Below are 24,708 nucleotides of genomic sequence, written 5' to 3' on the forward strand. Positions count from 1 at the left end.
GTCCGTTCAATTGTTCAATGCATACATCACGATGTTGACGCCGAAGCGGGTGTTGTCTTCGGCCAGGAAACGCTTGTTGCGCCAGTCGTAGTCCCACTCGCAGCCGTAGTCCTTGTTGCTGTAGAGCAGCCCCAGCCGACCGTCGACTTCGATGCCTTTCAGGTAGTCGTGCACCAGGTCATCGCCCCACCCGTTGAGCTCGAAGCTGGTTGCGGGAGGGCCGTCGGGGAAGCGGAAGAAGCTGCGGTACAGCGCGTGGCTGTTGGGCAGCTTCTGCAGCGCCTTCGGCCCGAACAGCCGGCCCATCTGCGCTTCGAACGAGGTGGCAAACAGGCCATCGATATCGTGGTTGCAGTCATCGACGAAAACAAAGCCACCATTGCGCACGTAGCGCACGAAGTTCTGCCGTTCGGCGGCGTTGAACTCGACCAGGGTGTGCCCGGCCAGGTAGCAGAATGGCGCCTCCAGCATGCGCGGGTCGGCCAACGCCACCACGCGTTCCTGCGGGTCCACCCGCAGGGAGGTGTAGTCGATCAGCGAGGTGATCAGGTTGGACGGCATGCGCGCGTCCACGTCCCAGTCACCGGAGTCGTACTGCAGGCGGGTGAACCAGAAGTCGTAGCGCGAACTGCGCGGGCCTGCCTGTGCCCATGCCGGCAGCGCCGCCGCCGAAGCGGCAGCGGCCAACCAGCGCAGGCAGGCCCGGCGATCCATCAGACCGCGTCGGACAACGACGTAAAGGTGAAATCGCGCAGCTTCATCGGCGGAATCATCATCACGAAGCTGGATTCGTCACCGGCCACGCGCACCGGCTTGCCCAGCTCTTCGATGTTGTTGAGCATGATCACCGGCGACTCGTTGAAGCGGAAATTCTTCACCGGGTGCTTGATCTGTCCGTTCTCGATGTAGAAGGTGCCATCGCGGGTCAGGCCGGTCAGCAGCACGGTCTGCGGGTCGACCATGCGGATGTACCAGGTGCGGGTGACCAGGATGCCCTTCTGGGTGCCGCGCACCAGCTCGGCGGTGTTCTTCTCGCCACCACTCATCAGCAGGTTGCCGGGCGTGGCCTTGGCGGTCTTGCCCTGCTTCTGTGCCCAGAAGCGCGAGTAGTCGAGGTTGGCGACCTTGCCGTTCTCGATGATGGCGATGCGCTCGCGCGGCATGCCTTCGCCATCCCACGGCAGCACCGGCGCATCCGGATGCCACGGGTCGGCGTGCATGTTCACGCGCGGATCGTAGACCTGCTCGCCCAGCTTGTTGCCGCCGCCCTTCTTCGACAGGAAGCTGCGGCCTTCGTCAGCCGAGCGAGCACTGAAGAAGTTCATCATGAAGCTGATCAGGCCCGCGGCCGCCGCCGGTTCCAGGATCACCGTGTACTTGCCGGGTTCCAGCGCCTTGGCTTCCTGCGACTCGGTCGCCTTGCGCATCGCGATGCGGATGTCCTGGTCGGCCTTGAAGTCGGCCGCGTCCTTCAGGTTGCGACCCACCCAGCCCGAGCCACGGCCGTCTTCGGTGCGCACGGTGCAGGTGTAGTCGAAGTTGGTGCTGCGCTGGTAACCGAAGTTGCCGTTGCTGTTGGCCGTGGCGTAGAAGCCCTGGCCGTCTTCCAGGAAGCCGGCGGCGATCAGCCCGTTGCCACGGCACGGCGCGATCGAATCGGCGGCGACCTTGGCACGGAAGGCCGGATCGATGGCGGCAGTGGATTCGCTGAAGGTCGGGCTGGCGCGGTAGCTCTGCTTGCCGATGGCCGGCATGAACTCCGGGTTCTCCGGGGCAAGGCGGGCCAGGTCTTCGGCGCGACGGACCACGCGCTGCAGCGCGGCGTCGTCGAACTCGTTGATCGAAGCGGTACCCACGCGCTTGCCGAAAGCCACGGTAACGGCCAGTTCGGTGTTGTCGACGATGCCACTGGTGGACACGTTGTTCAGGGCGAAACGGATGTTGCCGTTGATCGACCCCGCCAGTACGGCGGTGCACTCATCGGCCTTGGACAGGGCGATGACCTTGTCGAGGATGGCCTTGGCCTGGGCTTCGGTGAAGATACTCATGGTGTAAGGGCTCCTGACCGGTCAGCCGAGGCTGCGTGCGGTGTTGATGACGTTGATGCCGTTGAAGCGCGCGGTCGAAGACCCGTGCGAGACCGCCGAGACCTGGCCGGGCTGGCCCTTGCCGTCGAAGAACGAACCGCCCAGGCGGTAATCGCGCTCGTCGGCGACGGCGCTGCAGGCGTTCCAGAACTCCGGCGTGCGGATCTGGTAGGCCACGTCTTCAAGCATGCGGGTGATCTTTCCGTTCTTGATCTCGTAGAACAGCTGGCCGCCGAACTGCGCGTTGTAGCGCTGCTGGTCGATCGAGAACGAACCGTCACCGATGATGTAGATGCCGTTCTCCACGTCCTTGATCATGTCCGACACGCTCAGCGGCGACTTGCCCGGCGCCATCGACACGTTGGCCATGCGCTGGAACTGCACGCTGGACCACGAGTCGGCGTAGCAGCAGCCATCGGATTCGGTCTTGCCGAGGATGTGGGCCTGGTCGCGGATGGTCTGGTAGTCCACCAGCTTGCCGTTGCTGATCAGGTCCCAGCGCTTGCACTTCACGCCTTCGTCGTCGTACGCCACCGCGCCGAGGCTGCCCGGCTGGGTCTTGTCGGCGAAGATGTTGACGTGCTCGCTGCCGTACTGGAAATGCTGCTCACGCTTGTCCAGGGTGGCGAAGCTGGTGCCGGCGTAGTTGGCTTCGTAGCCGAGCACGCGGTCCAGTTCCAGCGGGTGGCCGATCGACTCGTGGATGGTCAGCCAGGTATGCGACGGATCCAGGATCAGGTCGTACTTGCCAGGCTTCACCGACGGCGCCTTCAGCTTCTCCTGCGCCTGCTTGGCCGCCGCGATGGCATCTTCCTTCATGTCGTAGGACGAACCGTAGTTGACCACGCCATTGGGCGTCAGCACCTTGCCGGCAGCGGCGCCATCCAGGTACTCGTAGCCCAGGCCCATCGGCGCGGACAGGCCTTCGCGGGTGCGGAACTTGCCGCTGGCCTTGTCGATGGCGGTGATCGTCATCGGTGCCCAGATGCGGTGCACGTCCTGGTCGATGTAGGAGCCGTCGGTGGAGGCGAAGTACTTCTGCTCGTTCACCAGGAACAGCATCGAATTGACGAAGCTGGCGCCGGCGCCCATCGCCGCGGCGTTGACGTCCAGCAGCAGGTCGACCTTCTCCTTGATCGGTACCTCCATCGCATTCTTGCGGATCGGCGTCTTCCAGCTGACCTCGCCCACGCCCGGCGCCTTGGCCAGCTGCACCGGCGCGGTCTGCACGCCCGCGTTGGCCTTGGCGATCGCCGCCGCCTGCTGTGCCGCACGAGCCACGTCGGCGGTGCTGAGTGCATTGGTGGCGGCAAAGCCCCAGGCGCCGTTGACGATCACGCGGATGCCCACACCGGTGGACTCGGTGTTGACCACGTTCTGCACCTTGTCTTCGCGGGTGATCACGAACTGCCGCAGGTAGCGGCCGATGCGCACGTCGCAGTAGGTGGCGCCGGCGCTGCGTGCGGCCTGCAGGGCGGCGTCGGCCAGGCGTTTTTTCAGCGCAGGGTCGAGGCTGGACTGCAGGTGCTCGGCGGCGATCGCCTTGCCGAAGAACGACGGCACGATCAGGCCGCCAGCGGTAAGCCCGGTCAGGGCCAGGAAGTCACGTCTGTGCAAGGCTGCTCTCCATGAAGGACGGGTGGCTCAAGCGCCGAGACTGCGCGCGGTGTTGATGATGTTGATGCCGTTGAAACGGGTGGTGGACGAACCATGCGAGACCGCTGACACCTGGCCGGGCTGGCCCTTGCCGTCGAAGAACGAACCGCCGAGGCGGAAATCGCGTTCATCGCAGATGGCGGTGCAGGCGTTCCAGAACTCCGGCGTGCGGATCTGGTAGGCCGCATCCTCGACCATGCCGGTGATCTTTCCGTTCTTGATCTGGTAGTACAGCTGGCCGCCGAACTGCGCGTTGTAGCGCTGCTGGTCGATGGAATAGGAGCCACGGCCGTGGATGTAGATGCCGTTCTCCACGTCCTTGACCATGTCTTCGACGCTGAGCGGTTTCCTGCCCGGTGCCAGCGAGACATTGGCCATGCGCTGGAACTGCACGCTGGACCACGAGTCGGCATAGCTGCAGCCATGCGAGGCGTCGCGGCCCAGGATGTGCGCCTCATCGCGGGTAGCCTGGTAGTCGACCAGGATGCCGTCGCGCACCAGGTCCCAGCGCTGGGTCTTCACCCCTTCGTCGTCGTAGCCGACCGCACCAAGGCTGCCCGGCTGGGTCTTGTCGGCGAAGAAGGTGACGATGTCGCTGCCCCAGCGGAAACCGGCATCGCGCTTGTCCAGGGTGGCGAAGCTGGTGCCGGCGTAGTTGGCTTCGTAGCCGAGCACGCGGTCCAGCTCCAGCGGATGGCCGACGTTCTCGTGGATGGTCAGGAACAGGTTGGACGGATCCAGCACCAGGTCGTACTTGCCGGGTTTCACCGAGGGCGCCTTCAGCTTCTCGCGCGCCTGGCGGGCGGCGGCGATGGCGTCCTCGACCGGGTCGTAGGAATCGCGATAGGCGGTGATGCCACCGGGCAGCTGCACCTTGCCACGCGCGTCCCCGTCGAGGAATTCGTAGCCCATGCCCATCGGCGAGGACAGGCCGGCGCGGGTGCGGAACTTGCCGCTGGCCTTGTCGATGGCGGTGGCGGTGAACGGCAGCCAGATGCGGTGGATGTCCTGGTCGATGAACGAGCCGTCGCTGGAAGCGAAGTACTTCTGCTCGTTGACCAGGAACAGGGTGGAATTGATGTAGTCAGCGCCCGCATTCAGCGCGGCCGCATTGAGTGCCAGCAGCAGTTCGACCTTGTCCTGAATCGGCACTTCCATCGCATTGCGGCGGATCGGTGTCTGCCAACGCACCTCGCCTACCGAGGGAGTGGGCGCCAGCTGCACCGGCCGGGTCTGGATGCTGGCATTGGCGCGGGCAATGGCCGTGGCCTGCTCGACGGCGGTGCGCACCGCCGCTTCGGTCTGCTGGTGGGTGGCGGCGAAACCCCAGGCACCGTTGACGATCACCCGCACGCCCACACCGGACGACTCGCGGTTGGTCACGTTGCCGACCTGGTGTTCGCGGGTGATCACCGACTGGTTGAGGTAGCGACCGATGCGCACGTCGCAGTAGCTGGCCTTGGCCGCGCGCGCGGCGGCAAGGGCGACCTCGGCCAGGCGTCGGCGCTTGGCCGGGTCGACCGGGGCCAGCAACTGCTCGGCGGCGATCAGCCGCGAATGCGGCAGGACCAGGCCCGCCAGGCCCAGACCGGAAAATGCCAGGAACTCACGTCGTTGCACTGCGTCTCTCTCTCACTTCCGTGCGGCCGGCAAAGGACCGATCCGATCACGTCAACTCCTCGACTTTCGCCAGCGGCGGCCATTCGGGCAAGTGACTGCAGTCATGGTAGGGGTGGGTTTCGGCAGGGCTTGCAGCCCTGCACCTGCCGAATCAACGTCAACGTCAACGGCAGAAGCTGGCTATCCGTGGGTTGGCGGGGTGGTGTCGGATTGCGGGGACGCCGTAAACCCATCCCTGGGGGCTTGGCCGCGGCATCCATGCCGCGGACACCCCGCAATCCGACACCGCCCCGCCTCTGACAGATTCCTGCGGCTGTTGGTAGGTGTCGACCTTGGTCGACACATCTGCCAGATATCGAAATGAATCCGGGGTCAGATCCCTTCCGACAGATCGCGAAAATTTGTCGAAGGCGGGGTGGGTCCGGTTGAGGGGGTGTGAGCGGCATGGATGCCGCGACCAAGCCCCCATGGATGGGTTTACGGCGTCCCCCTCAACCGGACCCACCCCGCCAACCCACAGGAAACCAGCTTTTGCTGTTGCTTGGGCTGTTGCTTCGGCCGTTGCCGTTGCCTCTGCGGGTGCAGGGCGCAGCCCTGCTCAGTAACCCCCTCGTGCACAATGAGTCGACCCCGCCTGGACGCCGTCTCGATGTCGAGCAAGCCGTATTCAGAAGCCTGCGAGCGCAATCGCGAACCCATCGCCGCTGCGCTCGACCCGTGGATGGGCGACCGCCACCGGGTGCTGGAGATCGGCAGTGGTACCGGCCAGCATGCGGCCTTCTTCGCCGAGCGCTGGCCATGGCTGCGCTGGCAGCCCAGCGACCATCCGGATCATCTTCAAGGGATCGAGGCCTGGCGCGCGGAGGCGGCGCTGTTGAACCTGCTGCCGCCGGTGGCGCTGCAGGTCGAGCTGCCACCGGCGACCGGCCTGAGCCTGCCGGAAGGCAGCACGTTCGATGCTGCATTCACTGCCAACACCCTGCACATCATGAGCTGGGAACACGTGCAGGCCCTGTTTGCCGCACTTCCACCCCTGCTGCGCCATGGCGCGCTGCTGGCGGTGTATGGCCCCTTCAATTACGGCGGCCGTTACAGCAGCGACAGTAACGCGCAATTCGATGGCTGGCTGAAAGCGCGTGATCCGCGTAGCGGCATCCGTGATGCCGAAGCCGTGCAGGCGCTGGCGGCGGACAACGGATTCACCCGGTTGGGTGATCTGGCCATGCCGGCCAACAACCGAGTGTTGTTGTGGCGCCTGGGGTGATCAGGCGTCGGGGGCCATGCTGGAAAGGCGGGTCGCCGCAGCACGCAGTCCCTTGAAAACAGGTTCGGACACGGTCGAAGGGAAGCCGCTTGGAAGCTGGCGTGTGACCTGTTCGATGGCAGGTTCCACGGTCTCCAGCAATGTCTCGATCCATGGTTCTGCGCCATCGGCTACGCCACAGGCGCGTGCGGTTTCGTTCCAGTGCCGGCGTCGCACAAGATGCAGTTTTCGATGGCGGTTCTTGCCCTCTACCGCCATGGCAAGCTGCGCGTTGTGCGGATCGAGTTGATTGGGCCCCCGGCCGAGGATGGGATATACCGACAGCACGTCGTAGACAGGAGTCAGACGGAAGCGCCCACCCGCGTCGATGTGGACGCTGAAGTTCTTTGCGTGGCCGTCGGTCGCGGCAAGCATCCAGAACAGGATCTGCGTCTTGAAGAAGGTTGCTCGATCCTCAGGCTGCTCGGATTGCCGAAGCAGATCCATGATGGCCACGATGCCGGGGCCGCCATCGGATTCGTACTTTCGGGCAGCGGGGAGGCCAAAGACCTGACACATATCTTCCTGCGGCAAGCGAAGCCACCACGTGCGATCCGCGGCCAGTCGCCGGTCGAAACGTTCGACGATCAGTGCACCTTGATCTTCAAAACGCCCCATCTGCGTATCCGCGACGGGAATACCAAAGGCTGCCAGCAGGTGCATGCACAGCCACTCGTTCTCCACGGACTGGTGCATGTCCGCACGCATGTTGCCGACGATACCCAACGGCAGCTTGAAGATGTGCGTGGACGGCGTACTTCCGGTAGGAATGCACCATTGACCATCGTGCAGCAGCAGGCCGGTCTTTTCCTGCGCTCCAGCGATGGAAATGCGGAACGCATCGTCGCTGGAAGAAGTGCCAGGCAATGCACTTGTTGTGACCTGGCGCAGGACTTCAGCGACGCCTGAGTCATTCAATGGTTCGAACGTTATCCGCTGGATGGCATCCGGTGTGCGCGAATGTGGCAACAGCTGCACCGCGCCCACACAATCCCGGCCAATGGCTTCAAGCAGATCGAACGTATTGCTGCTGCGCGTGGCGAACCGGTCGCGGATCCGGTTGCGGATGGTGACGTTATCGGGGAGAAGATTGTCGAAGTAGTCGTTGACGACCTGACCTTGATGGCTTTCACCGTCGGGCAGCAGGGGGAGCGAAAGGGACAGCGGTCGCGACTGCGTCGAACCAATCCATTGGCTGATGTAGGAAAGGCGGGATGCCCGGTTCCGCGCATCATCCCAGAGCGCTACCTCGACACCATTCATCCAGACCCGCAACGTACCCATGGCTTACCACTCCGAAGTCGACGTGTTTTCCCGGGGACTTCGCTGCTGCAGGCTGATTTCCAGGCCCAACACGGCCCAGACTCGCATCAATCGCTCGAAGCTGGCAGACGCTGGATCGCGTTCCAATGCGCCGACTGCCTGGCGGGAGATGCCCAGTCGCTCGGCAAGCTGTGCTTGACTCAGCCCGGCCTGGCGTCTGAACGCGCGCATCAGCGGCGCAAGTTGCTGCGGTGTTCTCACCGTATGCGGCGGCCTGTCCATACCGGCAGTCCTCGGGAAAGATGACCGTACGCCATCACGTACGCAAAGGATAGGTTGCTTTACGACACGCAACCTATCTCTTTCCTGCGGCACAGGCAACCTATTGATTGCATTCTCAAAAGGCAATCAATAGGTTTCTTTTTGCGGTGTGCTACTACGCCACCTGCACGATATGCAGTGCCTTCGGGTTGCGCCACTGCGCCAGCAGCACCGCTTCGCGGGCCTTGGCCTTCTCGAAATGGGCTTCCTTGACGTGGCCGAAGCCGCGGATGTGCTCGGGCACGCTGGCGATCTCCACCGCCAGCGCCAGGCGGTCATCATCCAGGCCGTCCAGCAGCACCTGCACGGTCGCCTCGTAATCGGTGATCAGCTGGCGCTCCATGCGGCGTTCCTCGGTGCGGCCAAACACATCCAGGCGGCCGCCACGCAGGAACTTCAGCTTCGCGAGCAGGCCGAACGCCTTGAACATCCACGGGCCGTATTCCTTCTTCAGCAGCCGGCCCTGCTCGTCCTTCTTCGCGAACAGCGGCGGTGCCAGATGGAAGCGCAGCTGGTAATCGCCCTCGAACTGCTGCTGCAGGCGGCGCTGGAAATCGCCGCTGGTGTAAAGGCGGGCCACTTCGTACTCGTCCTTGTACGCCATCAGCTTGAACAGGTAGCGGGCCACGGTTTCGGTCAATGCGGTGGACCCACCGATGCGCTCGGCTTCGGTCGCGCGCACGCGTTCGACCAGCGTGCGGTAGCGGTTGGCGTAGGCGGTATCCTGGTAGTCGGTCAGGAATGCCGAGCGGCGCTCGATCATCTCGTCCAGCGAGCGCGACAGGCGCGCGTCGTCCAACGGCAGGAAGGCGACATCGCCACCATGGGTCGGCAACCCACGCAGCTCGCGCTCGTCGCCGGTGTTGCGCGGTGCGGCGGTAGCGCCCCACTCGTTGCCTTCCCATTCGCCCGGCGGCAGTGCATGCAGCGGGCCTGGGGTATTTTCGGTGTCGGTATGGCGGTTGCGCACCACGCCTGCCGCCTGCTGCACGGCCTGCGGATCGACCGCGGCCAGGCGGCCCCAGGCGAAGGCCTGCTGGTTCATCGCCACGGCCGCGCCGTTGAGTTCGATGGCACGCATCAACGACTCGAACGACAGCGGCACCAGGCCCTGCTGCCAAGCGTAGCCGAGGATGAACAGGTTGGCGGCAATCGCATCACCGAGCAATGCGGTAGCCAGCTGGGTTGCGTCCAGCAGCAGCGGCTCTTCGCCACCCAAAGCCACGCGCACGCCGGCGATGATATCGGCGGCGGGGAACTGCATGTCCGGTCGCGTGGTGAATGTGCCCGGCATCGCTTCATAGGTGTTGAGCACCACCTGCGAACGGCCGGCACGCACCTTCGACAGTGCCCAATAGTCGTTCACCACCACCATGTCGCAGCCCAGCACCAGGTCGGCTTCGCCAGCGGCAATGCGCACGGCGTGGATATCCTCGGGGCGACGGGCGATGCGGATGTGCGTGGTCACCGCGCCACCCTTCTGCGCCAGGCCGGTCTGGTCGAGCACCGAGGCGCCCTTGCCCTCAAGGTGACCGGCCATGCCCAGCAGGGCGCCGATGGTCACCACGCCGGTGCCGCCAACGCCGGTGATCAGGATGTTCCAGGGCTGCTCCAAGGTGCCGCGCACCACCGGTGCCGGCAGGTTGTCCAGCAGCGTGGAGGCATCGCGCTTGCTGCCCTTGCGCGGCTGGCCACCGTGCACGGTGACGAAGCTCGGGCAGAAGCCGTTGACGCAGGAATAGTCCTTGTTGCAGTTGGACTGGTCGATGTCGCGCTTGCGCCCGAACTCGGTTTCCTTTGGCAGCACCGACACGCAGAAGCTCTTCTTGCCGCAGTCGCCACAGCCTTCGCAGACCAGCGAATTGATCATCACCCGCTTCTGCGGATCTTCCAGCTTGCCGCGCTTGCGGCGACGGCGCTTCTCGGTGGCGCAGGTCTGTTCGTAGATCAGGATCGAAACACCCTTCACTTCGCGCAGGCGCTTCTGCACCGCGTCCAGCTCGCTGCGGTCATGGAACTCCACGTCGCTGGGGAAATGCTCGCGCTGGCGCGTCCACTTGGTGATGTTGTCCGACAGCACCATGATGGTGTGGATGCCCTCGGCACGCATCTGCTTTGCGATGTCCGGCACGCTCAGCGGACCGTCCACCGGCTGCCCGCCGGTCATCGCCACCGCGTCGTTGTAGAGGATCTTGTAGGTGATGTTGACGCCTGCCGCGATCGCCTGGCGGATCGCCAGCGATCCGCTGTGGAAATAGGTGCCGTCGCCCAGGTTCTGGAACACGTGCTGGGTATCGGTGAACGCGGCCTGCCCGGCCCACGTCACGCCTTCGCCACCCATGTGGGTGAAGGTGTCGGTGCTGCGGTCCATCCAGGTCACCATGTAATGGCAACCGATGCCGGCCAGCGCGCGCGAACCTTCAGGCACGGTGGTGGAGGTGTTGTGTGGGCAGCCGGAGCAGTAGTGCGGTACGCGCGGGAAGCTGGCGCGTGGCAACGCAAGCTCGGCTTCCTTTTCCTGCATCCACTGCAGGCGCTGCTCGATGGAGTCGTTGTTGAAGAACTTCTGGATGCGGCGACCGATCACGCCGGCGATGGTGGCCGGGGTCAGTTCGCCGGTGGACGGCAGGATCCACTCGCCGGCCTCGTCGTACTTGCCGACGATGGACGGGCGCTGGCCCCAGCTGGCCGGCCAGTTGAAGAACTGCTCCTTCATCTGGCGCTCGATGAAGGCACGCTTCTCCTCCACCACGATGATGTCTTCCAGGCCCTGCGCGAAGCGTGCAATGCCTTCCGGTTCCAGCGGCCAGGTCATGCCGACCTTGTACACGCGGATGCCGATGTCGGCGCAGGCCTGCTCGTCCAGGCCCAGGTATTCCAGCGCCTGCAGCACGTCCAGGTAGCTCTTGCCGGTGGTGACGATGCCCAGCCGCGCACGCGGTGCATCCATCACCACCTTGTCGATGCCGTTGGCACGTGCGAAGGCCTGCGCGGCTTTCACCGCGTAGCGGTGCAGGCGCATCTCCTGGTCCAGCGGCGGATCGGGCCAGCGGATGTTGAGGCCACCGACAGGCATGTCGAAGTCCTCCGGCAGCACGATGCGCCGAGCCAGTGGATCGACCTCGACCGAGGCCGACGATTCCACCGTCTCGGCGATCGTCTTGAAACCGACCCAGCGCCCGGTGTAACGGCTCATCGCCCAGCCGAGCAGGCCCATGTCGAGGATGTCCTGCACGCCGGCCGGGTTCAGCACCGGCATCATCGCGCTGACGAATTCGTCTTCGCTGCCATGCGGCAACGTCGAGCTGCGGCAGGCGTGGTCATCGGCAGCCAGTGCCAGCACGCCGCCATGGCGCGAGGCGCCGGCGGCATTGGCGTGCTTGAACACGTCGCCGCAGCGGTCCACGCCCGGGCCCTTGCCGTACCACATGCCGAACACGCCCTGCACGTTGGCGCCGGGGAACAGGTTGGTCTGCTGGGTGCCCCACACCATGGTCGCGCCCAGGTCCTCGTTGAGGCCGGGGGTGAACTTCACCTTGGCCGCTTCCAGGTGCTTGCGCGCTCGCCACAGCTCCAGGTCGAAGCCGCCCAGCGGGCTGCCACGATAACCGCTGATGAAACCGGCGCTGTCGATGCCGGTGGCTTCGTCGCGCAGGCGCTGCATCAGCGGCAGCCGCACCAGCGCCTGCACGCCACTCAGGTAGATCCGTCCTTCGTTGCGGGTGTACTTGTGGTCGAGCGTGTAATCACGGTCGAGCAGGTCGGCGGAGGCGGGTGAGGTGAGTTGCGCGGTACTGGTCATGGCTGGCCTGGTCAGGATCGGCTGGCACCGGCCGCGCAGGTACACGCGGCGGGAAAGGCGCGAATTGTAACAGTGGGGGGCAAAAGCCCCGGCACTCGCGCCAAGGACGTGCTGGGGTTAGGATCGGGGTGAGAGAGGGAGGGTTGGTGTTTCAACCTTGGGGGAATCTGGATGTCAGTTGCAGGACAGTTCCTGGCCGGCGTGTTGCTGGTCTCGGGAGCGGCCACTGCGTGGGCCGCGCCGGCATTGCCGGCACCGCAGGAGTTCTATTTCGACAGCGACGCCGCCGCCGCGCCGATCATAGTGGTGCAGGGTGAAGGCGAAGACCTGGTGGCACAGCTGCTGAAGCACCGCGAGCGTGGCCGCAAGGGGCTGGAAGCTACGGCGCAGCTGGCGTCGGTGGCCATTGCGCAGGGGCGCGCGGAACTGGGCGACAAGCTCTATCGCGAGGCGTTGGCCGAAGCGCCGGTGCAGAGCGCGCTGGGCCGCAGCGTACGCTGGAACTATGGCTGGGACCTGTTGCGGCAGGGCCAGGCGTTGGCCGCGCTGGAGCAGTGGCAGGCCGCTGCCGGCACCCTGCGCAGCAATCCCGGCTGGGTGCCGCCGAGCTATGCGCTGGCGCTGTGGCGGGCCGGACAGCAGCAGGAGGCGGTGAAGTGGTACGCCGCTGCCGTACGGACCGAGCCGGGGCAATGGCGCGACAGCAGTCGTTACGCGCAGCTGTTGCCGGGCTGGCGCGATGACGAACGCGCGACGTTGGCCGAAGTACAGCAGGCCTGGGCGGCCGTGCCACCGGCCTGGCCCTGAGGTTGGGGTTCGGCCGGGTTGCACCCGGCACCTGCAGAGGCAACTGCCAAAGCCCAAAGCCAAAGCGGTTTGCTGGGGGATGGCGGGGCACTGTGGGTTTGCGGGGCCGCCGTGAACCCATCCATGGGGGCTTGGTCGCGCCATCCATGGCGCTCACACCCCGCAAGCCCACAGTGCCCCACCTTCGACAGGTTCCTGGTGCTGTTGGTAGGTGTCGACCTTGGTCGACACGCAGATCCACGCCATGCGTGGATGAATATGCATTGGAATCGAATGATCGATATCTGATCGGAATGCGGCCGAGCGTGGGCTCGGCGCTACAAAAAGTGGCCAGCCAACCGCTTTTGCTTTTGCTCTTCTTTTTTCTTTTCCGTGGCTGGCCGCCCACGGAAACTGTCCGTGGCCGGGCGGGTAGGCTGCGCAGGGGCGTGAGCCGCATGGATGCGGCGACCGAGCTTACATGGACGTACTTGCAGCGACCCCTGCGCAGCCTATCCGCCCGGCCAACCCACAGCTGGCGCCTTCAGCGACCACCCACGAGGGGCTGTGCCGTTCGCAGGAAACCCTCAGTCGTCCGCGGACACCGTGCGCCCCGACGCCCACTCCCGCAACGCCGCCACCTGCTCGGCCATCAACACCGACAACGGCCGCGACGTGCGTATCTCGCCCATCAGCAGCTCGGTATCCAGTGGCCGGCCTTCGGCATGCGCCGAATACAGCCCCGCCACGATCGCCTGCTCGATCTCCGCACCGGAAAACCCGTTGGCCGCCGCTGCCAGTGCCGGCAGCGCGAAGTCGTCGGCATTGAGCTGGCGCCGCCCCAGATGCAGCCGCAGCAGTTCCACGCGCACATCGGCCGAGGGCAGGTCGACGAAGAAGATCTCGTCGAAGCGGCCCTTGCGCAGCAGCTCGGCCGGCAGCTCGTGTACCTGGTTGGCGGTGGCCACGATGAACACCGGCGCCTTGCGCTCGGCCATCCAGGTCAGCAGGTAGCCGAGCACGCGGCGCGACACGCCGCCATCCTCGGTGCCGGTGGCCAGGCCCTTTTCGATCTCATCCATCCACAGCACGCATGGCGCCAGCTGCTCGGCCGAGGCCAGCGCCTGGCGCAGGTTGGCTTCGGTCTCGCCGTGGTACTTGTTGTACAGCGCGCCCACGTCCAGACGCAGCAGCGGCACGCCAAAGCCGGCGGCGGTGGCCTTGGCCAGCATCGATTTGCCGCAGCCCTGCACGCCCAGCAGCAGCATGCCGCGTGGCGGGTCCAGCCCGGCCGGTGCCGAGCCGGCGATGAAGGCGACGCGACGCTGGTTGATCCAGCGCTTCAGCCGGTTGGCCCCGGCCACGTCGCCGAAACGGGCGCTGTCGTGCTCGAAGAACAGGTGGCCGCTGCGGTTGAGCAGCTCGAACTTCAGCCGCGCCAGCTGTGGCAGGTCGTCGTCGCGCAGCGCGCCATCGGCATAGATCAGCTGCCGCGCGATGCGCCGCGCATCGACCAGGCTCAGGCCTTGCAGGTTCTTCAGGATCTTCTTGACCGCCTCGCTGTCCACTTCCACCCGGCGCCCGCCGTGTTCGCGTGCATAGGCATCGGCTTCTTCGCGCAGCATCTTCAGCAGTGCATTGGCGTCGGGCAGGCGCGGGTTGAAGCGCACCGCCAGCGCTTCCAGTTCGGCCGGCAGTTCCACCTTGGCGCCGATCAGCACCAGTACGTGCGGTTCGCTGTGGCGGCGCTGGATCAGGTCACGCAGCGCGCGCTGGTGGCTGGCATAGCCCAGGTAGGGGTGGAAATCGAGCAGCAGGTACACCCCGCGCTGGTCGGCCTGGCGGATCATCTGCAGTGCGGCGCTGGCGTCGGGCGGGCCGACCGGCTCGTCCTCGCGCTCCAGGTCGATGCGGCGCAGGCCCTCGGTGATCGACCAGCGGTGCAGGGCCCGCCAGACATGCATCAGCGTCTGCCGGAACAGCTCGACGATGCGACCCTCATCCTGGGTCTCGACCACGATCAACGGCGTGTTGGCGCGGATCAGTGCGCTCAGGTCCTGCAGTTCGCTCATGGCGGTTCGGTCCTTCGGGGGCGCCACGATAGCAAAGGCCGGGGGCGCTGGTTCAGCACGGCTCTACCTTCCGTCACCATCGGCGGTGTACGCTCGGGGCACGTACCCGGAAGCGAGGCTGGCATGAAGACGATCCTGGTGGCCGGTTCCAAGGGCGGGGTGGGCAAGACCACCATCGCCACCCACCTGGCCGCGTACGCGGCATTGCAAGGCAAGGCCACGGTGATCGCCGATGCCGACCCGCAGGGCTCCAGCACGCGCTGGGCACAGCGCCGGGCCGGGCTGGAAAGCGCGGTGCTGCCGATCGATGTGTACCGCAAGAAGCAATGGGTGCAGAAGCTGCCCGACGGTACCGATACCGTGGTGATCGATGCACCGGCCGGCGCACTGGCCGACGATATCCCGCATTTCCTCGACGCTGCCGATGCCGTGGTGGTGCCGGTGCTGCCCTCGGCACTGGACATCGAAGCCATCGTTGGCTTCCTCAACAGCCTCGCCCAGGTACCCCGCGTGCACAGCCGCAAGCTGCCGGTCGGGCTGGTGCTGAACCGCACCAAGCCCTGGACCCAGACCTCGCAGCAGGCCCTGCAGATGCTGGGTGACTGGCCCTATCCGGTGGTCGCCCAACTGCGCGACAGCCAGAGCTATGTGGTCATGACCGGCCTGGGTCGCAGTCTTTTCGATTACCGCTCCGCCCAGGTGCGCGAGCACCAGGCCGACTGGGAACCCCTGTTGTCCTGGCTGAAACTGTAAGAGCCGTAGGTCTCCATCCCTTTATTGGAATCCCGCAATGCGCGAACTGATCCTGCTCCGCCACGCCCACGCCGAACCTGCCACTACCGGCCAGGCCGACCTCGACCGGCCGTTGTCGCCGGTGGGGCTCGCCGAAGCCGAAGCCGCCGGCAAGTGGCTGAAGGAGAACAACCTGCTGCCGGACTGCGTGCTGTGTTCCCCCTCGCGACGGACCCGCGAAACCCTGGAAGCGGTGATGGCGGCCATCGGCTATGTCGAAAAGCGCCTGGAAGACCGCATCTACGAGGCCACCCCCGGCACCCTGGCGGCGCTGGTGGACGAGCGCCGTGACCTGGACCGGGTGCTGATCGTCGGCCACAACCCCGGGCTGGAGCAGCTGGTGGCGTTGATGACCGATGGCACCAGCAGTGATTACCGCGGCATGCCGCCCGGCGGCGTGGCCGTGCTCGGTTTCGCCCGCGAGGCAACGATCGAGCCGGGCGTGGCCAGCCTGAATGCCTTCTGGTGGCCGTGAGCCGATGAGGTTGGCGTTGCCGGGCCGCTGCCTGCTGCCAGTCGTTCTGGCGATCGGCCCGGCCTGGGCCGCTGCACCGCCACCGACCGCGCTGCCGGCGGTCGTGGCCGAGTCGCCGCGTACGCTGCAGCTGGATGTGGTGCGCTCGCAGATCGGCTTTGAAGTCCGCACCCGCTTCGGCCAGCGTATCGAGGGCGTGTTCCCGCGGTTCGAGGGGCGCATCGAGGTGCTGTCCGATGGCCGTCACCAGGTCCACCTGAAGATGTTCACCCGCACCGTGGAGATCCCCGGCAAGGAACGCTATACCGGCTGGATGCGCGGCCCCGAGTTCTTCGACGCCGGTCGTTACCCCTTCGTCGAGTTCGACTCGCTGCCGTACTGGCCGGAGACGGTCGCCGACGGTGGCGACATCGATGGCCGGCTGACCCTGCGCGGCGTCAGCCATCCGGAGACGCTCAAGGTCGAGAAAGCGGAATGTGCCCGACCCGGCTATGATTGCGACGTCGTCAGCCGCGGTACCGTGCAACGAGGCCGGTACGGCATGGACAGCTGGCAGCTTGCCTTGAGTGACCGAGTGACTTTCGTACTGCGTGCACGTCTCAGCGAGGCGTCGAAACCGTGAATCCATTGCTGCGTGTACTGGTGCTGGCAACCGTGTTGCTGGGCAGCGGCTGCGCGTCGCTGTCGCATGCCCAGCGTGATCGCGCCGAGGCGATCGCCGTACAGGCGCGCTCGACCCAGGTGGATTGCCAGCAGGCCGACCGCTGCGCGCTGGACTCGCCCCTGCGGGCCCTGGCCGGCCGGGCGTTCAGCGAATCGACCCCGGAACAGCCGCGGCACTATGCCACCCTGCTGGACGAGGGCGAAGGCGCGCTGGTCGCGCGCCTGAACCTGCTGCGCAGCGCCACCCGCAGCATCGACCTGCAGACCTACATCTTCGACAAGGACGACAGCGCCCGCCTGGTCATCGACGAGCTGCTGGCGGCGTCGCGGCGCGGGGTGAAGGTACGGCTGCTGATCGACCAGCTTTCGGCGATCTCCGACCTGCAGATCCTCGGCGCACTGGCCGGCGCCCACCAGAACTTCCAGCTGCGGGTCTACAACCCGACGTTCGGCAAGGCCCGGCTGAACTATTTCGACTATGCCGGCAGCGTGCTGTGCTGCTTCCGCCGCTTCAACCAGCGCATGCACAACAAGCTGCTGGTGGTTGACGATGCGATCGGCGTGGTCGGTGGGCGCAACTACCAGGACGACTATTACGACTGGGACCGCGAATACAACTTCCGCGACCGGGACGTGCTGATCGCCGGCCCCGAAGCACGCGCGATGGCGGCCAACTTCGATGCCTTCTGGCGCGCGCAGCGCAGCGTACCGGCCGAGCGCCTGAACGATGTCGGCCGTACCCTGCTCAAGCAGGGCGTTCCGGTGTTGCCGCCCGCGCAGTTCCGCAGGCCCGAGCGGGTGGAGCGGGTCAGCGAGGAAGCCAACGACGTCGACTTCGTCACCCGTTCGTTCGTGGACACCGCCTTGCCGGTCGCCTCGGTGCGCTATGTGGCCGATCTGCCGCGCAAGCATCGCCGCGAGCGCGCCGACGCACCCTTGGCCGGGCAGCATGTCACCGAGCCGCAGCTGGATGCACTGATCTCCAGTGCGCAGCACGAAGTGATCCTGCAGACGCCCTACCTGGTGCTGTCCAAGCCGGCACAGAAGCTGTTCCGCGAGCTGCGCAAGCGCCCGCAGCCACCGCGCGTGGTGGTGTCCAGCAACAGTCTGGCCGCCACCGACAACCCGATCGTGTATGCGCTGTCGTACAAGTACAAGCGGCGCAACATGCGCGAGCTGGGCTTCAACATTTTTGAATTCAAGCCGTTCCCGCTGGATGCTCCGGTCGATTACCGCAACCTGCTGCCCGACCCGATCGCGGCGCCGGGCAGCGATACCGGACGCAATCCGCTGATCGGTGGCAGCGCAGCAGGCAGCAATGCCGGTGGCGGCGGTGACGTGGTGGCTACTGCGGACGTGGATGACCCGCAGCCGCGGGTGATCCATCCGCGTACCGGCAGCGCCTATGAGAACGGTCGTGCGCGCCGGCGTGCCGCCGGCAGCGAAGTCGAGACCCGCCTGCTGCGTACCGAAACGCGCCCGTCGTTCCTGGGCAGCAAGGCGGTCAACAAACCGCTGCCGGTCACCCGCAAGGGCGCGCGCATGGGCCTGCATGCCAAGTCGCTGGTGGTCGACCGCCGTATCGGCGTGGTCGGTACCCACAACTTCGATCCGCGCAGCGAGAACTACAACACCGAAGGCGCGGTGATCATCGACGATCCGGCCTTCGCCGAGCAGCTGGCCCAGAGCATCCTGCGCGATACCCATCCGCAGAACTCCTGGACGGTGGCGCCGCGTGCCAAGCCGCCAGTCCTGTCCGGCCTGAACTACAGCGTCGGCAAGGCGTCCGAGGCGCTGCCGATCCTCGACTTCTGGCCATGGCGCTACGCCACCGACTACGAGTTCAAGCCGGGCCCGGAGTGTCCGCAGCCACTGCCGCGGCAGAGCGCTGATTTCCATCGCTGCTATGTCGCGGTGGGCGACTTCCCCGAGGTCAATGTCGGGCCGAAGTGGCTGCTGGTACGCATGCTGACCGCATTCGGCGCCGGCCTCGTTCCCATCCTCTGAAGGTAGCCGCATGACCCAGGTATTCCGCGAAGCCGTTTCCATCGAGCAGCTCAACGCACTCAGCCAGAACACCGCCATCAGCACCCTGGGCATCGTCTTCAGTGCCACTGGCGAAGACTGGCTGCAGGCAACCATGCCGGTGGACGAGCGCACCCGCCAGCCGTACGGCATCCTGCACGGCGGTGCTTCGGTGGTGCTGGCCGAGACCCTGGGCAGCAGCGCCGGCAACCTCTGCGTGGATACCGCCAAGCAGATCTGCGTGGGCCTGGAGATCAACGCCAACCACGTACGCGCCGTGCGTTCGGGGACGGTCACCGGTACCGCGCGCGCGGTGCACGTGGGCCGCAGCACCCAGCTGTGGGAAATCCGCATCGAGGACGAGCAGGGCCGGCTGGTCTGCATCTCGCGGCTGACCCTGGCCGTGGTGGCGGCCGGGCACGGTTGAGCCCTGGCGGCAGCAGTGACGGCGGCGGAACCCAGCGTTCCCCGCCGATGGCCGCCGTCAATGAGACTTATGGCCGAATTCGGCTGGCAGCGATGGCAGCCCTCCGGTATCGTGCGCGGATGACTTCCCCCACTCCGGCCCCCCGCGGCGGCGTGGCGCGTGTGTGCCGTTACCTGTACCGCGTACCGCTGCTGTTGGTCCACATCACCGTGTTCCTGCCGCTGATCCTGATCGGCATGCTTCCGCCATGGGGCGAGCTGCGTGTGGGCGACGATACCTTCGGCGCCAAGGTGGTGAACTGGTGGCAGGGCGGGCTGATGTGGATCTTCGGCTTCCGCCTGTCGCGTGTCGGCCAGCCGCTGCCAGGCGCGGTGCTGTTCGTTGCCAACCATGTCAGCTGGGTCGACATCTCCATCCTGCACAGCCAGCGCATGATGGGCTTTGTCGCCAAGCGTGAGATCGCCAGCTGGCCGGTGGTGGGTTGGCTTGCCGCGCGCGGCCAGACCATTTTCCATCAGCGTGGCAACACCGAATCGCTCGGTGGGGTGATGCAGGTGATGGCCGACCGTCTGCGCGCCGGCAAGGCCGTGGGCGTATTCCCGGAAGGGCGTACCCGTGGTGGCCACGACGTTGGCCCGTTCCACGCGCGCATCTTCCAGGCGGCAGTCGAAACCAGCGTACCGGTGCAGCCGGTGGCGTTGGTCTATGGCGTGCGCGGCGATGCACAGACCATCGTGGCCTTCGGCCCGGGCGAGAGTTTCTTCGCCAATTTCCTGCGCCTGCTCGGTGAGCCGGCGCGGCATACCGAAGTGCATTTCCTGGAGCCGATCGGCACCCAGGACCTGGAAGGCCGTCGGCGCATCGCGGAGACCTCGCGCGCGCGCATCGTGGCGGCCATGAGCGGGGACTGAGGCCATGGTGGCCGTTTTTCCGCCACCGACCCTCGACGCTGATGCGCCGATGCTCACCGCGTCCGACTATCAGCCGCCGCGCTGGCTGCGCAATCCGCACCTGCAGTCGATGCTCAGTTCCAGCCGCATGCGCCTGCAGCGCGGTCTGCTGCTGCTGGCTGCAACCGGCGCGGTCAGCGAGGAGCTGATCCTCGATGGTGGCGAGGGTGTGCGTCTGCAGGGCTGGCACAGCCATGTCGAAGGGCGCGAACCACGCGGCATCGCCCTGCTGCTGCACGGCTGGGAAGGCAGCGCCGAATCCAGCTACATGCGCATGGCCGCTGCCCGCATGCTCGAGCAGGGGTTCGACGTGGTGCGGCTGAACTTCCGCGACCACGGCAACACCCATCATCTCAATCCCGGCATCTTCCACTCCAACCTCATCGACGAAGTGGTGCATGCCGCAGGCGATGTCGCCCAGCGCTGGCCCGATCTGCCGCTGGTTGCGGCCGGCTATTCGCTGGGTGGCAACTTCGTGCTGCGGCTGGCCCTGCGCGCGCCGGCCGCGGGCGTGCCGCTGCAGCACGTGGCCGCCGTCTGCCCGGTGCTGGACCCGGGGCTGACCATGGAGAACATCGAGAACGGCCCGGCGATGTACGACTGGTATTTCCGCCGCAAGTGGGCCGGCTCGCTGCGTCGCAAGCGCGATCTGTTCCCCGAACTGAGCGACTGCGACGACCGCGTGCTGAACATGGACATCCGTTCGCTGACCGCCTGGCTGGTCGAACGGCACACCACGTTTGGTTCGTTGCAGGCCTATTTCGATGGCTATTCCATCGCCGGCAACCGCCTGTCCACGCTGCAGGTACCTGCCGACATCCTGATGGCGCAGGACGATCCGGTGATCCCCTACGCGACCTTCCGCGATTGGCAGCTGCCGCAGCAGGCGCGGCTGGAAACCGCCTGCTGGGGCGGCCACTGTGGCTTCCTGGAAAACTGGCGCGGCGATGGTTTCTCCGAACGCTGGGTCGCACAGCGTCTGCGGCGGGTCCTGCCGGGCTGAACCGGCACCGGCGCGCGGCCCGCTACAATGCGGGTTTGACCTTGAACCGGACGGCCATGCAAGACCAGATCCTCCAAGCGTTGCGCCAGAACGATGCCGGCCAGGCCGTGCAGCTGGCCCAGGCGTGGACCCGTGACGAACCCGGCAAGGCCGAGGCCCACCGCTGGCTGGCGCTTGCGCTGCAGCAGCAGGGCCAGGCCGAGGCCGCAATGGAGGCGCTGCAGCAGGCGCTGCAGCTGGCGCCCGATGACGCGCAGCTGCACCTGCAGCACGCCGGCCTGCTGCTGGCACTGCGCCAGTTCGACGGCGCCGATGAAGCCCTGCTGCGCACCACCGGGCTGGACCCCAACGCCTTCCCCGCCTACCTGATGCAGGCGCACCTGGCGGTGGGCCGCAACGATTTCGACGAGGCCCAGCGGCTGTCGACCCTGGCATCGCGGCTGGAGCCGGACCATCCGGAACTGCTGACCATCGATGGCATGGTCGCGCTGCGTCGTGGCGACGCCGACCGCGCGCTGGCCCTGCTGTCGGCGGCCAGCCAGGCGCTGCCGGACGATACCCGCGTGCTGTACGCACTGGGCTTTGCCTATCTGGGCAAGGACATGCTGGCCTTCGCCGAGCAGGCGTTCCGTCGCGTGCTGGCGTTGAACCCGAAGATGTCCTCGCTGCACGGCATGGTGGTGCAGCTGGCATTGCGCCAGGGCAACGTCGAGGCCGCCGCCGAGGCAATGCAGCAGGCGCTGCAGCAGCCGGAGCTGGATGTACCGCCGATGCGCCGCCTGGCCGGCGAGCTGGCACTGCGCAGTGGCCAGCCGCTGCAGGCGCTGGAGCACCTGCTGCCGCTGCTGCAATCGCTGCAGGGTGAGCGCCAGGTGCTGCAGCTGCTGCTGATGTCCTGGCAGCGCCTGGGCCGCGAAGATGAAGCCCGTGCACGCCTGGATGAGGCTCTGGAAAGCAATGACCAGCTGCATGACCTGTGGCTGGCACGACTGGCCGTGGAAGACGTCGGCAGTGCCGGCGCCGTAGCCACCGTGGAGCGCTGGATGGCAGCGATGCCCGGCCACCTGCCGGCGCTGGAAGCGCGCATGCGCCTGCATGACATGGCCGGTGAACACGAGCAGGGCGAAGCCATCGCCGAGCGCATCATCACCCTGGAACCGGGCCGCGTCAGCGGTGAAAGCCGTCGTGTCGAGGGTCTGCTGCAGCGTGACCCGGCCGCCGCCGTGGAGCGCGTGCAGGCCTTGATCGCGCAGGCACCGGAGGGACACCGCGCCGACCTGCGGACCTGGCTGGGCGAAATCCAGGATCGCGCCGGGCAGCCGGAAGAAGCGCTGCGTACGTGGATGGCGCTGCAGACCGACCAGGCCTCGCAGCGGCTGCCGCTGCCGCCGCAGGCCAAGGCACCGCCGAGCTGGCCGGAGATGGCCAGCATCGACGAAGCGACGCGCGACAGCGGCTCGGCACCGATCTTCCTGTGGGGCGCCCCGGGCTCGGGCGTGGAGCGGGTGGCAACCGGCCTGGCCGCTGCCAGCCCGGTACTGCGCAGCGACCGTTACACCGCCAATCCACCCGACGATGCCTTCCAGAACTACAACACGCTGCAGGACCTGGCGTCGGGCGTGCTGAGCCCGGAACGCCTGGTCGAGCGTTGGCGCGAGAACCTGCCAGCCCGCGGTCTGGAAAGCGACACCGTGATCGACTGGCTGCTGTGGTGGGACAACGCGCTGTTGTGGGCATTGCGCCCGCAGCTGCCGCAGGGCCGCCTGCTGCTGGTGCTGCGCGACCCGCGCGACATGCTGCTGGACTGGGTCGCCTATGGTGCCGCTGCACCGCTGGCGATGACCTCGATGGCCGAAGCCGGCCAGTGGCTGGTGCGTTCGCTGACCCAGATCGCCGCACTGCACGAGGAGGATCTGTATCCGCACGTGCTGCTGCGCATCGACGAGATCGGCAACGATGCACATGCGATGGCCGACCTGCTGGGCCGCGTGTTCGGACGTCCGATGCCGCCGGCTGCACAGCTGGGCGCGCCGCGCCTGCCTGCCGGCCACTGGCGCAGGTATCGCGACGTGATGGGCGCCGCCTTCGCCCAGCTCACCCCGGTCGCGGTGCGATTGGGTTACCCGGAAGAGTGAGGAGCATCAGATGCAACTGAGCAGTCACAGCCTGGTCAACGCCGCGCCGATCGACCGTGAGTTCGCCGCCGGCGATGCCGACGGCTTCGCCCCCGACCGCAACCCGCACCTGGCCTGGAGCGGCGTGCCCGACGGCACCCGCTCGTTCCTGCTGGTATGCGTGGACCCGGACGTACCGACAGTGCCGGAGACGGTTGGCCGCGATGACATGAGCGTGCCGCGCGATCAGCCGCGCTGCGATTTCGTGCACTGGGTGATGGCCGACATCCCGGCCTCGGTGCAGGAGATCGCCGCGGGCAGCTGCAGCGATGGCTTCGTCGTGAAGGGCAAGACCGCGCCGGCCGGCCCGGCCGGCAGCCGCCAGGGCCTGAACGATTTCACCGGCTGGTTCGCCGGCAATCCGGACATGGCCGGTGACTACCTCGGCTACGACGGTCCGTACCCGCCGTTCAACGACGAGCGCGTGCATCGCTACTTCTTCCGCGTGTTCGCGCTGGACATCGCCTCGCTGCCGCTGCCCGAGCGCTTCACCGCCGCCGATGCGTTCCGAGCCATGCACGGCCACGTGCTGGCCGAAGCAGCGTTGCACGGCACCTACACATTGAACCCGGCGTTGGCCTGATACCAGGCTTCGGGTAGTGCCGGCCGCTGGCCGGCATCCGCTGTAGATGGCAGCCGGCCAGCGGCCGGCTTTGCCAGTCAACGAGGAAGGGCGGCCCAAGGCCGCCCTTTTCATTTCACCGGCAGCGGCGCGGGGGTGAATATCGCCGTGTCGCCATGCACGTTGCGCAGGACCAGGCTGCCGTTGTCGTCCAGTGCGAGCGTCGGGGCCGGCCGGCCATTGACCAGTGTGCTGGCACGCCGTTGCTGCTCGGCAACCTCGGCGCGTATGCAGCCAGCTGTGGTAACAACCCCGTTCTCCAGAATCAGCCGGTCGCCCTGCAGCTGATACTGGCTGCTTGCGTAGTTGCACAGGTTCAACTCGCTCATGTAGCCGGGTTGGAAGCGCAGGGTGTACGGCTCACGGCCCCTGACGAACAACGCGTCGATGCGCTTGCCCTGCGCGTCGGTGGCGCGCGCGAGTTGCCACAGATGGGCTTCAAGCTGGTCGGTGGTGGGTGTGCTGGCGGCGTATGCACTGCTGCCACTACCGATGGCCAGCAAGGCCAGTGCGAGCATGTACGTCCGTTTCATGTCGGTCTCCTTGATGCATATAGGTAGTGCCGGCCGCTGGCCGGCATATTCCGTATGTCGCCGGAGCTGTGTGCAGCAGCCGGCCAGCGGCCGGCTCTACCCACAACGAAGAAGGGCGACCTCGCGGCCGCCCT

General features: G+C 66.4%; 20 protein-coding genes. 11 read left to right on the plus strand and 9 right to left on the minus strand.

Features of this window, described 5'->3' with window-relative positions; all coding sequences use genetic code 11:
* Positions 1–6: 6 nt before the first annotated feature.
* From CR156_RS20320 to CR156_RS20335, 4 genes are read right to left on the minus strand one after another with little or no spacing between them, the layout of a single operon-like run.
* On the minus strand, positions 7–714 hold the full coding sequence (locus CR156_RS20320; protein ID WP_025876014.1) for a DUF4159 domain-containing protein: 708 nt from the start codon (positions 712–714) through the stop codon (positions 7–9).
* A complete protein-coding gene (locus CR156_RS20325; protein WP_100554337.1) occupies positions 714–2,048 on the minus strand; it encodes a TldD/PmbA family protein in 1,335 nt (444 codons plus the stop codon). The genes CR156_RS20320 and CR156_RS20325 overlap by 1 nt, the downstream gene beginning before the upstream one ends.
* A 21-nt stretch (positions 2,049–2,069) precedes the next feature.
* Positions 2,070–3,704 (minus strand): TldD/PmbA family protein, encoded by a 1,635-nt coding sequence (locus CR156_RS20330; protein ID WP_100554338.1) that lies wholly within the window; start codon positions 3,702–3,704, stop codon positions 2,070–2,072.
* A gap of 27 nt (positions 3,705–3,731) precedes the next feature.
* Positions 3,732–5,363 (minus strand): TldD/PmbA family protein, encoded by a 1,632-nt coding sequence (locus tag CR156_RS20335; RefSeq protein ID WP_165781029.1) that lies wholly within the window; start codon positions 5,361–5,363, stop codon positions 3,732–3,734.
* A gap of 649 nt (positions 5,364–6,012) precedes the next feature.
* Here CR156_RS20335 and CR156_RS20340 point away from each other — a divergent pair.
* Positions 6,013–6,627 carry a DUF938 domain-containing protein gene (locus tag CR156_RS20340; protein WP_100554339.1) on the plus strand — a complete coding sequence of 205 codons (615 nt, stop codon included), beginning with the start codon at positions 6,013–6,015 and terminating at the stop codon, positions 6,625–6,627.
* Here the strand turns inward: CR156_RS20340 and CR156_RS20345 are convergent, their stop codons facing one another.
* The 3 genes from CR156_RS20345 to CR156_RS20355 form a co-directional block, all read right to left on the minus strand.
* The gene (locus CR156_RS20345) at positions 6,628–7,950 is read right to left on the minus strand and encodes a type II toxin-antitoxin system HipA family toxin (protein WP_100554340.1); all 1,323 of its coding nucleotides are present in this window, start codon (positions 7,948–7,950) and stop codon (positions 6,628–6,630) included.
* Positions 7,951–7,953: 3 nt separating this feature from the next.
* Positions 7,954–8,211, minus strand: a complete 258-nt coding sequence (locus CR156_RS20350) for a helix-turn-helix domain-containing protein (RefSeq protein WP_089241740.1) — start codon at positions 8,209–8,211, stop codon at positions 7,954–7,956.
* Between the two features lie 154 nt (positions 8,212–8,365).
* Positions 8,366–12,052 (minus strand): indolepyruvate ferredoxin oxidoreductase family protein, encoded by a 3,687-nt coding sequence (locus CR156_RS20355; protein WP_100554341.1) that lies wholly within the window; start codon positions 12,050–12,052, stop codon positions 8,366–8,368.
* Between the two features lie 171 nt (positions 12,053–12,223).
* Here CR156_RS20355 and CR156_RS20360 point away from each other — a divergent pair, with 171 nt between their 5' ends.
* Positions 12,224–12,859: a tetratricopeptide repeat protein gene (locus CR156_RS20360; protein ID WP_100554342.1), complete on the plus strand. Its 636-nt coding sequence runs from the start codon at positions 12,224–12,226 to the stop codon at positions 12,857–12,859.
* A 566-nt stretch (positions 12,860–13,425) separates the two neighbouring features.
* Here CR156_RS20360 and CR156_RS20365 read toward each other — a convergent pair.
* Complete coding sequence (locus CR156_RS20365) at positions 13,426–14,910, minus strand: AAA family ATPase (RefSeq protein ID WP_100554343.1); 1,485 nt, start codon at positions 14,908–14,910, stop codon at positions 13,426–13,428.
* A gap of 123 nt (positions 14,911–15,033) precedes the next feature.
* On the opposite strand from CR156_RS20365, the gene CR156_RS20370 reads away from it, so the two are divergent.
* The 9 genes from CR156_RS20370 (at position 15,034) to CR156_RS20410 (ending at position 24,002) form a co-directional block, all read left to right on the plus strand.
* Entirely contained in the window at positions 15,034–15,663 is a 630-nt protein-coding gene (locus tag CR156_RS20370) for a ParA family protein (RefSeq protein ID WP_100554344.1), read from the plus strand.
* Between the two features lie 37 nt (positions 15,664–15,700).
* The gene (locus CR156_RS20375) at positions 15,701–16,177 is read left to right on the plus strand and encodes a SixA phosphatase family protein (protein WP_032977995.1); all 477 of its coding nucleotides are present in this window, start codon (positions 15,701–15,703) and stop codon (positions 16,175–16,177) included.
* Positions 16,178–16,181: 4 nt separating this feature from the next.
* Positions 16,182–16,799: a YceI family protein gene (locus CR156_RS20380; protein ID WP_100554345.1), complete on the plus strand. Its 618-nt coding sequence runs from the start codon at positions 16,182–16,184 to the stop codon at positions 16,797–16,799.
* Positions 16,796–18,847: a phospholipase D family protein gene (locus CR156_RS20385; RefSeq protein ID WP_100554346.1), complete on the plus strand. Its 2,052-nt coding sequence runs from the start codon at positions 16,796–16,798 to the stop codon at positions 18,845–18,847. The genes CR156_RS20380 and CR156_RS20385 overlap by 4 nt, the downstream gene beginning before the upstream one ends.
* A gap of 10 nt (positions 18,848–18,857) precedes the next feature.
* A complete protein-coding gene (locus tag CR156_RS20390) occupies positions 18,858–19,292 on the plus strand; it encodes a hotdog fold thioesterase (protein ID WP_100554347.1) in 435 nt (144 codons plus the stop codon).
* 119 nt (positions 19,293–19,411) lie between these two features.
* Positions 19,412–20,203: a lysophospholipid acyltransferase family protein gene (locus tag CR156_RS20395; protein WP_089241724.1), complete on the plus strand. Its 792-nt coding sequence runs from the start codon at positions 19,412–19,414 to the stop codon at positions 20,201–20,203.
* Positions 20,204–20,210: 7 nt separating this feature from the next.
* Positions 20,211–21,245 carry a YheT family hydrolase gene (locus CR156_RS20400; protein ID WP_100554514.1) on the plus strand — a complete coding sequence of 345 codons (1,035 nt, stop codon included), beginning with the start codon at positions 20,211–20,213 and terminating at the stop codon, positions 21,243–21,245.
* A 56-nt stretch (positions 21,246–21,301) separates the two neighbouring features.
* The gene (locus CR156_RS20405; RefSeq protein WP_100554348.1) at positions 21,302–23,380 is read left to right on the plus strand and encodes a tetratricopeptide repeat protein; all 2,079 of its coding nucleotides are present in this window, start codon (positions 21,302–21,304) and stop codon (positions 23,378–23,380) included.
* Between the two features lie 10 nt (positions 23,381–23,390).
* The gene (locus tag CR156_RS20410) at positions 23,391–24,002 is read left to right on the plus strand and encodes a YbhB/YbcL family Raf kinase inhibitor-like protein (protein ID WP_100554349.1); all 612 of its coding nucleotides are present in this window, start codon (positions 23,391–23,393) and stop codon (positions 24,000–24,002) included.
* Between the two features lie 110 nt (positions 24,003–24,112).
* On the opposite strand, the gene CR156_RS20415 is transcribed toward CR156_RS20410, so the two are convergent.
* Complete coding sequence (locus CR156_RS20415; RefSeq protein WP_100554350.1) at positions 24,113–24,574, minus strand: META domain-containing protein; 462 nt, start codon at positions 24,572–24,574, stop codon at positions 24,113–24,115.
* Positions 24,575–24,708 lie beyond the last annotated feature (134 nt).

The sequence above is a fragment of the Stenotrophomonas lactitubi genome, from assembly GCF_002803515.1.
GTDB lineage: Bacteria > Pseudomonadota > Gammaproteobacteria > Xanthomonadales > Xanthomonadaceae > Stenotrophomonas > Stenotrophomonas lactitubi.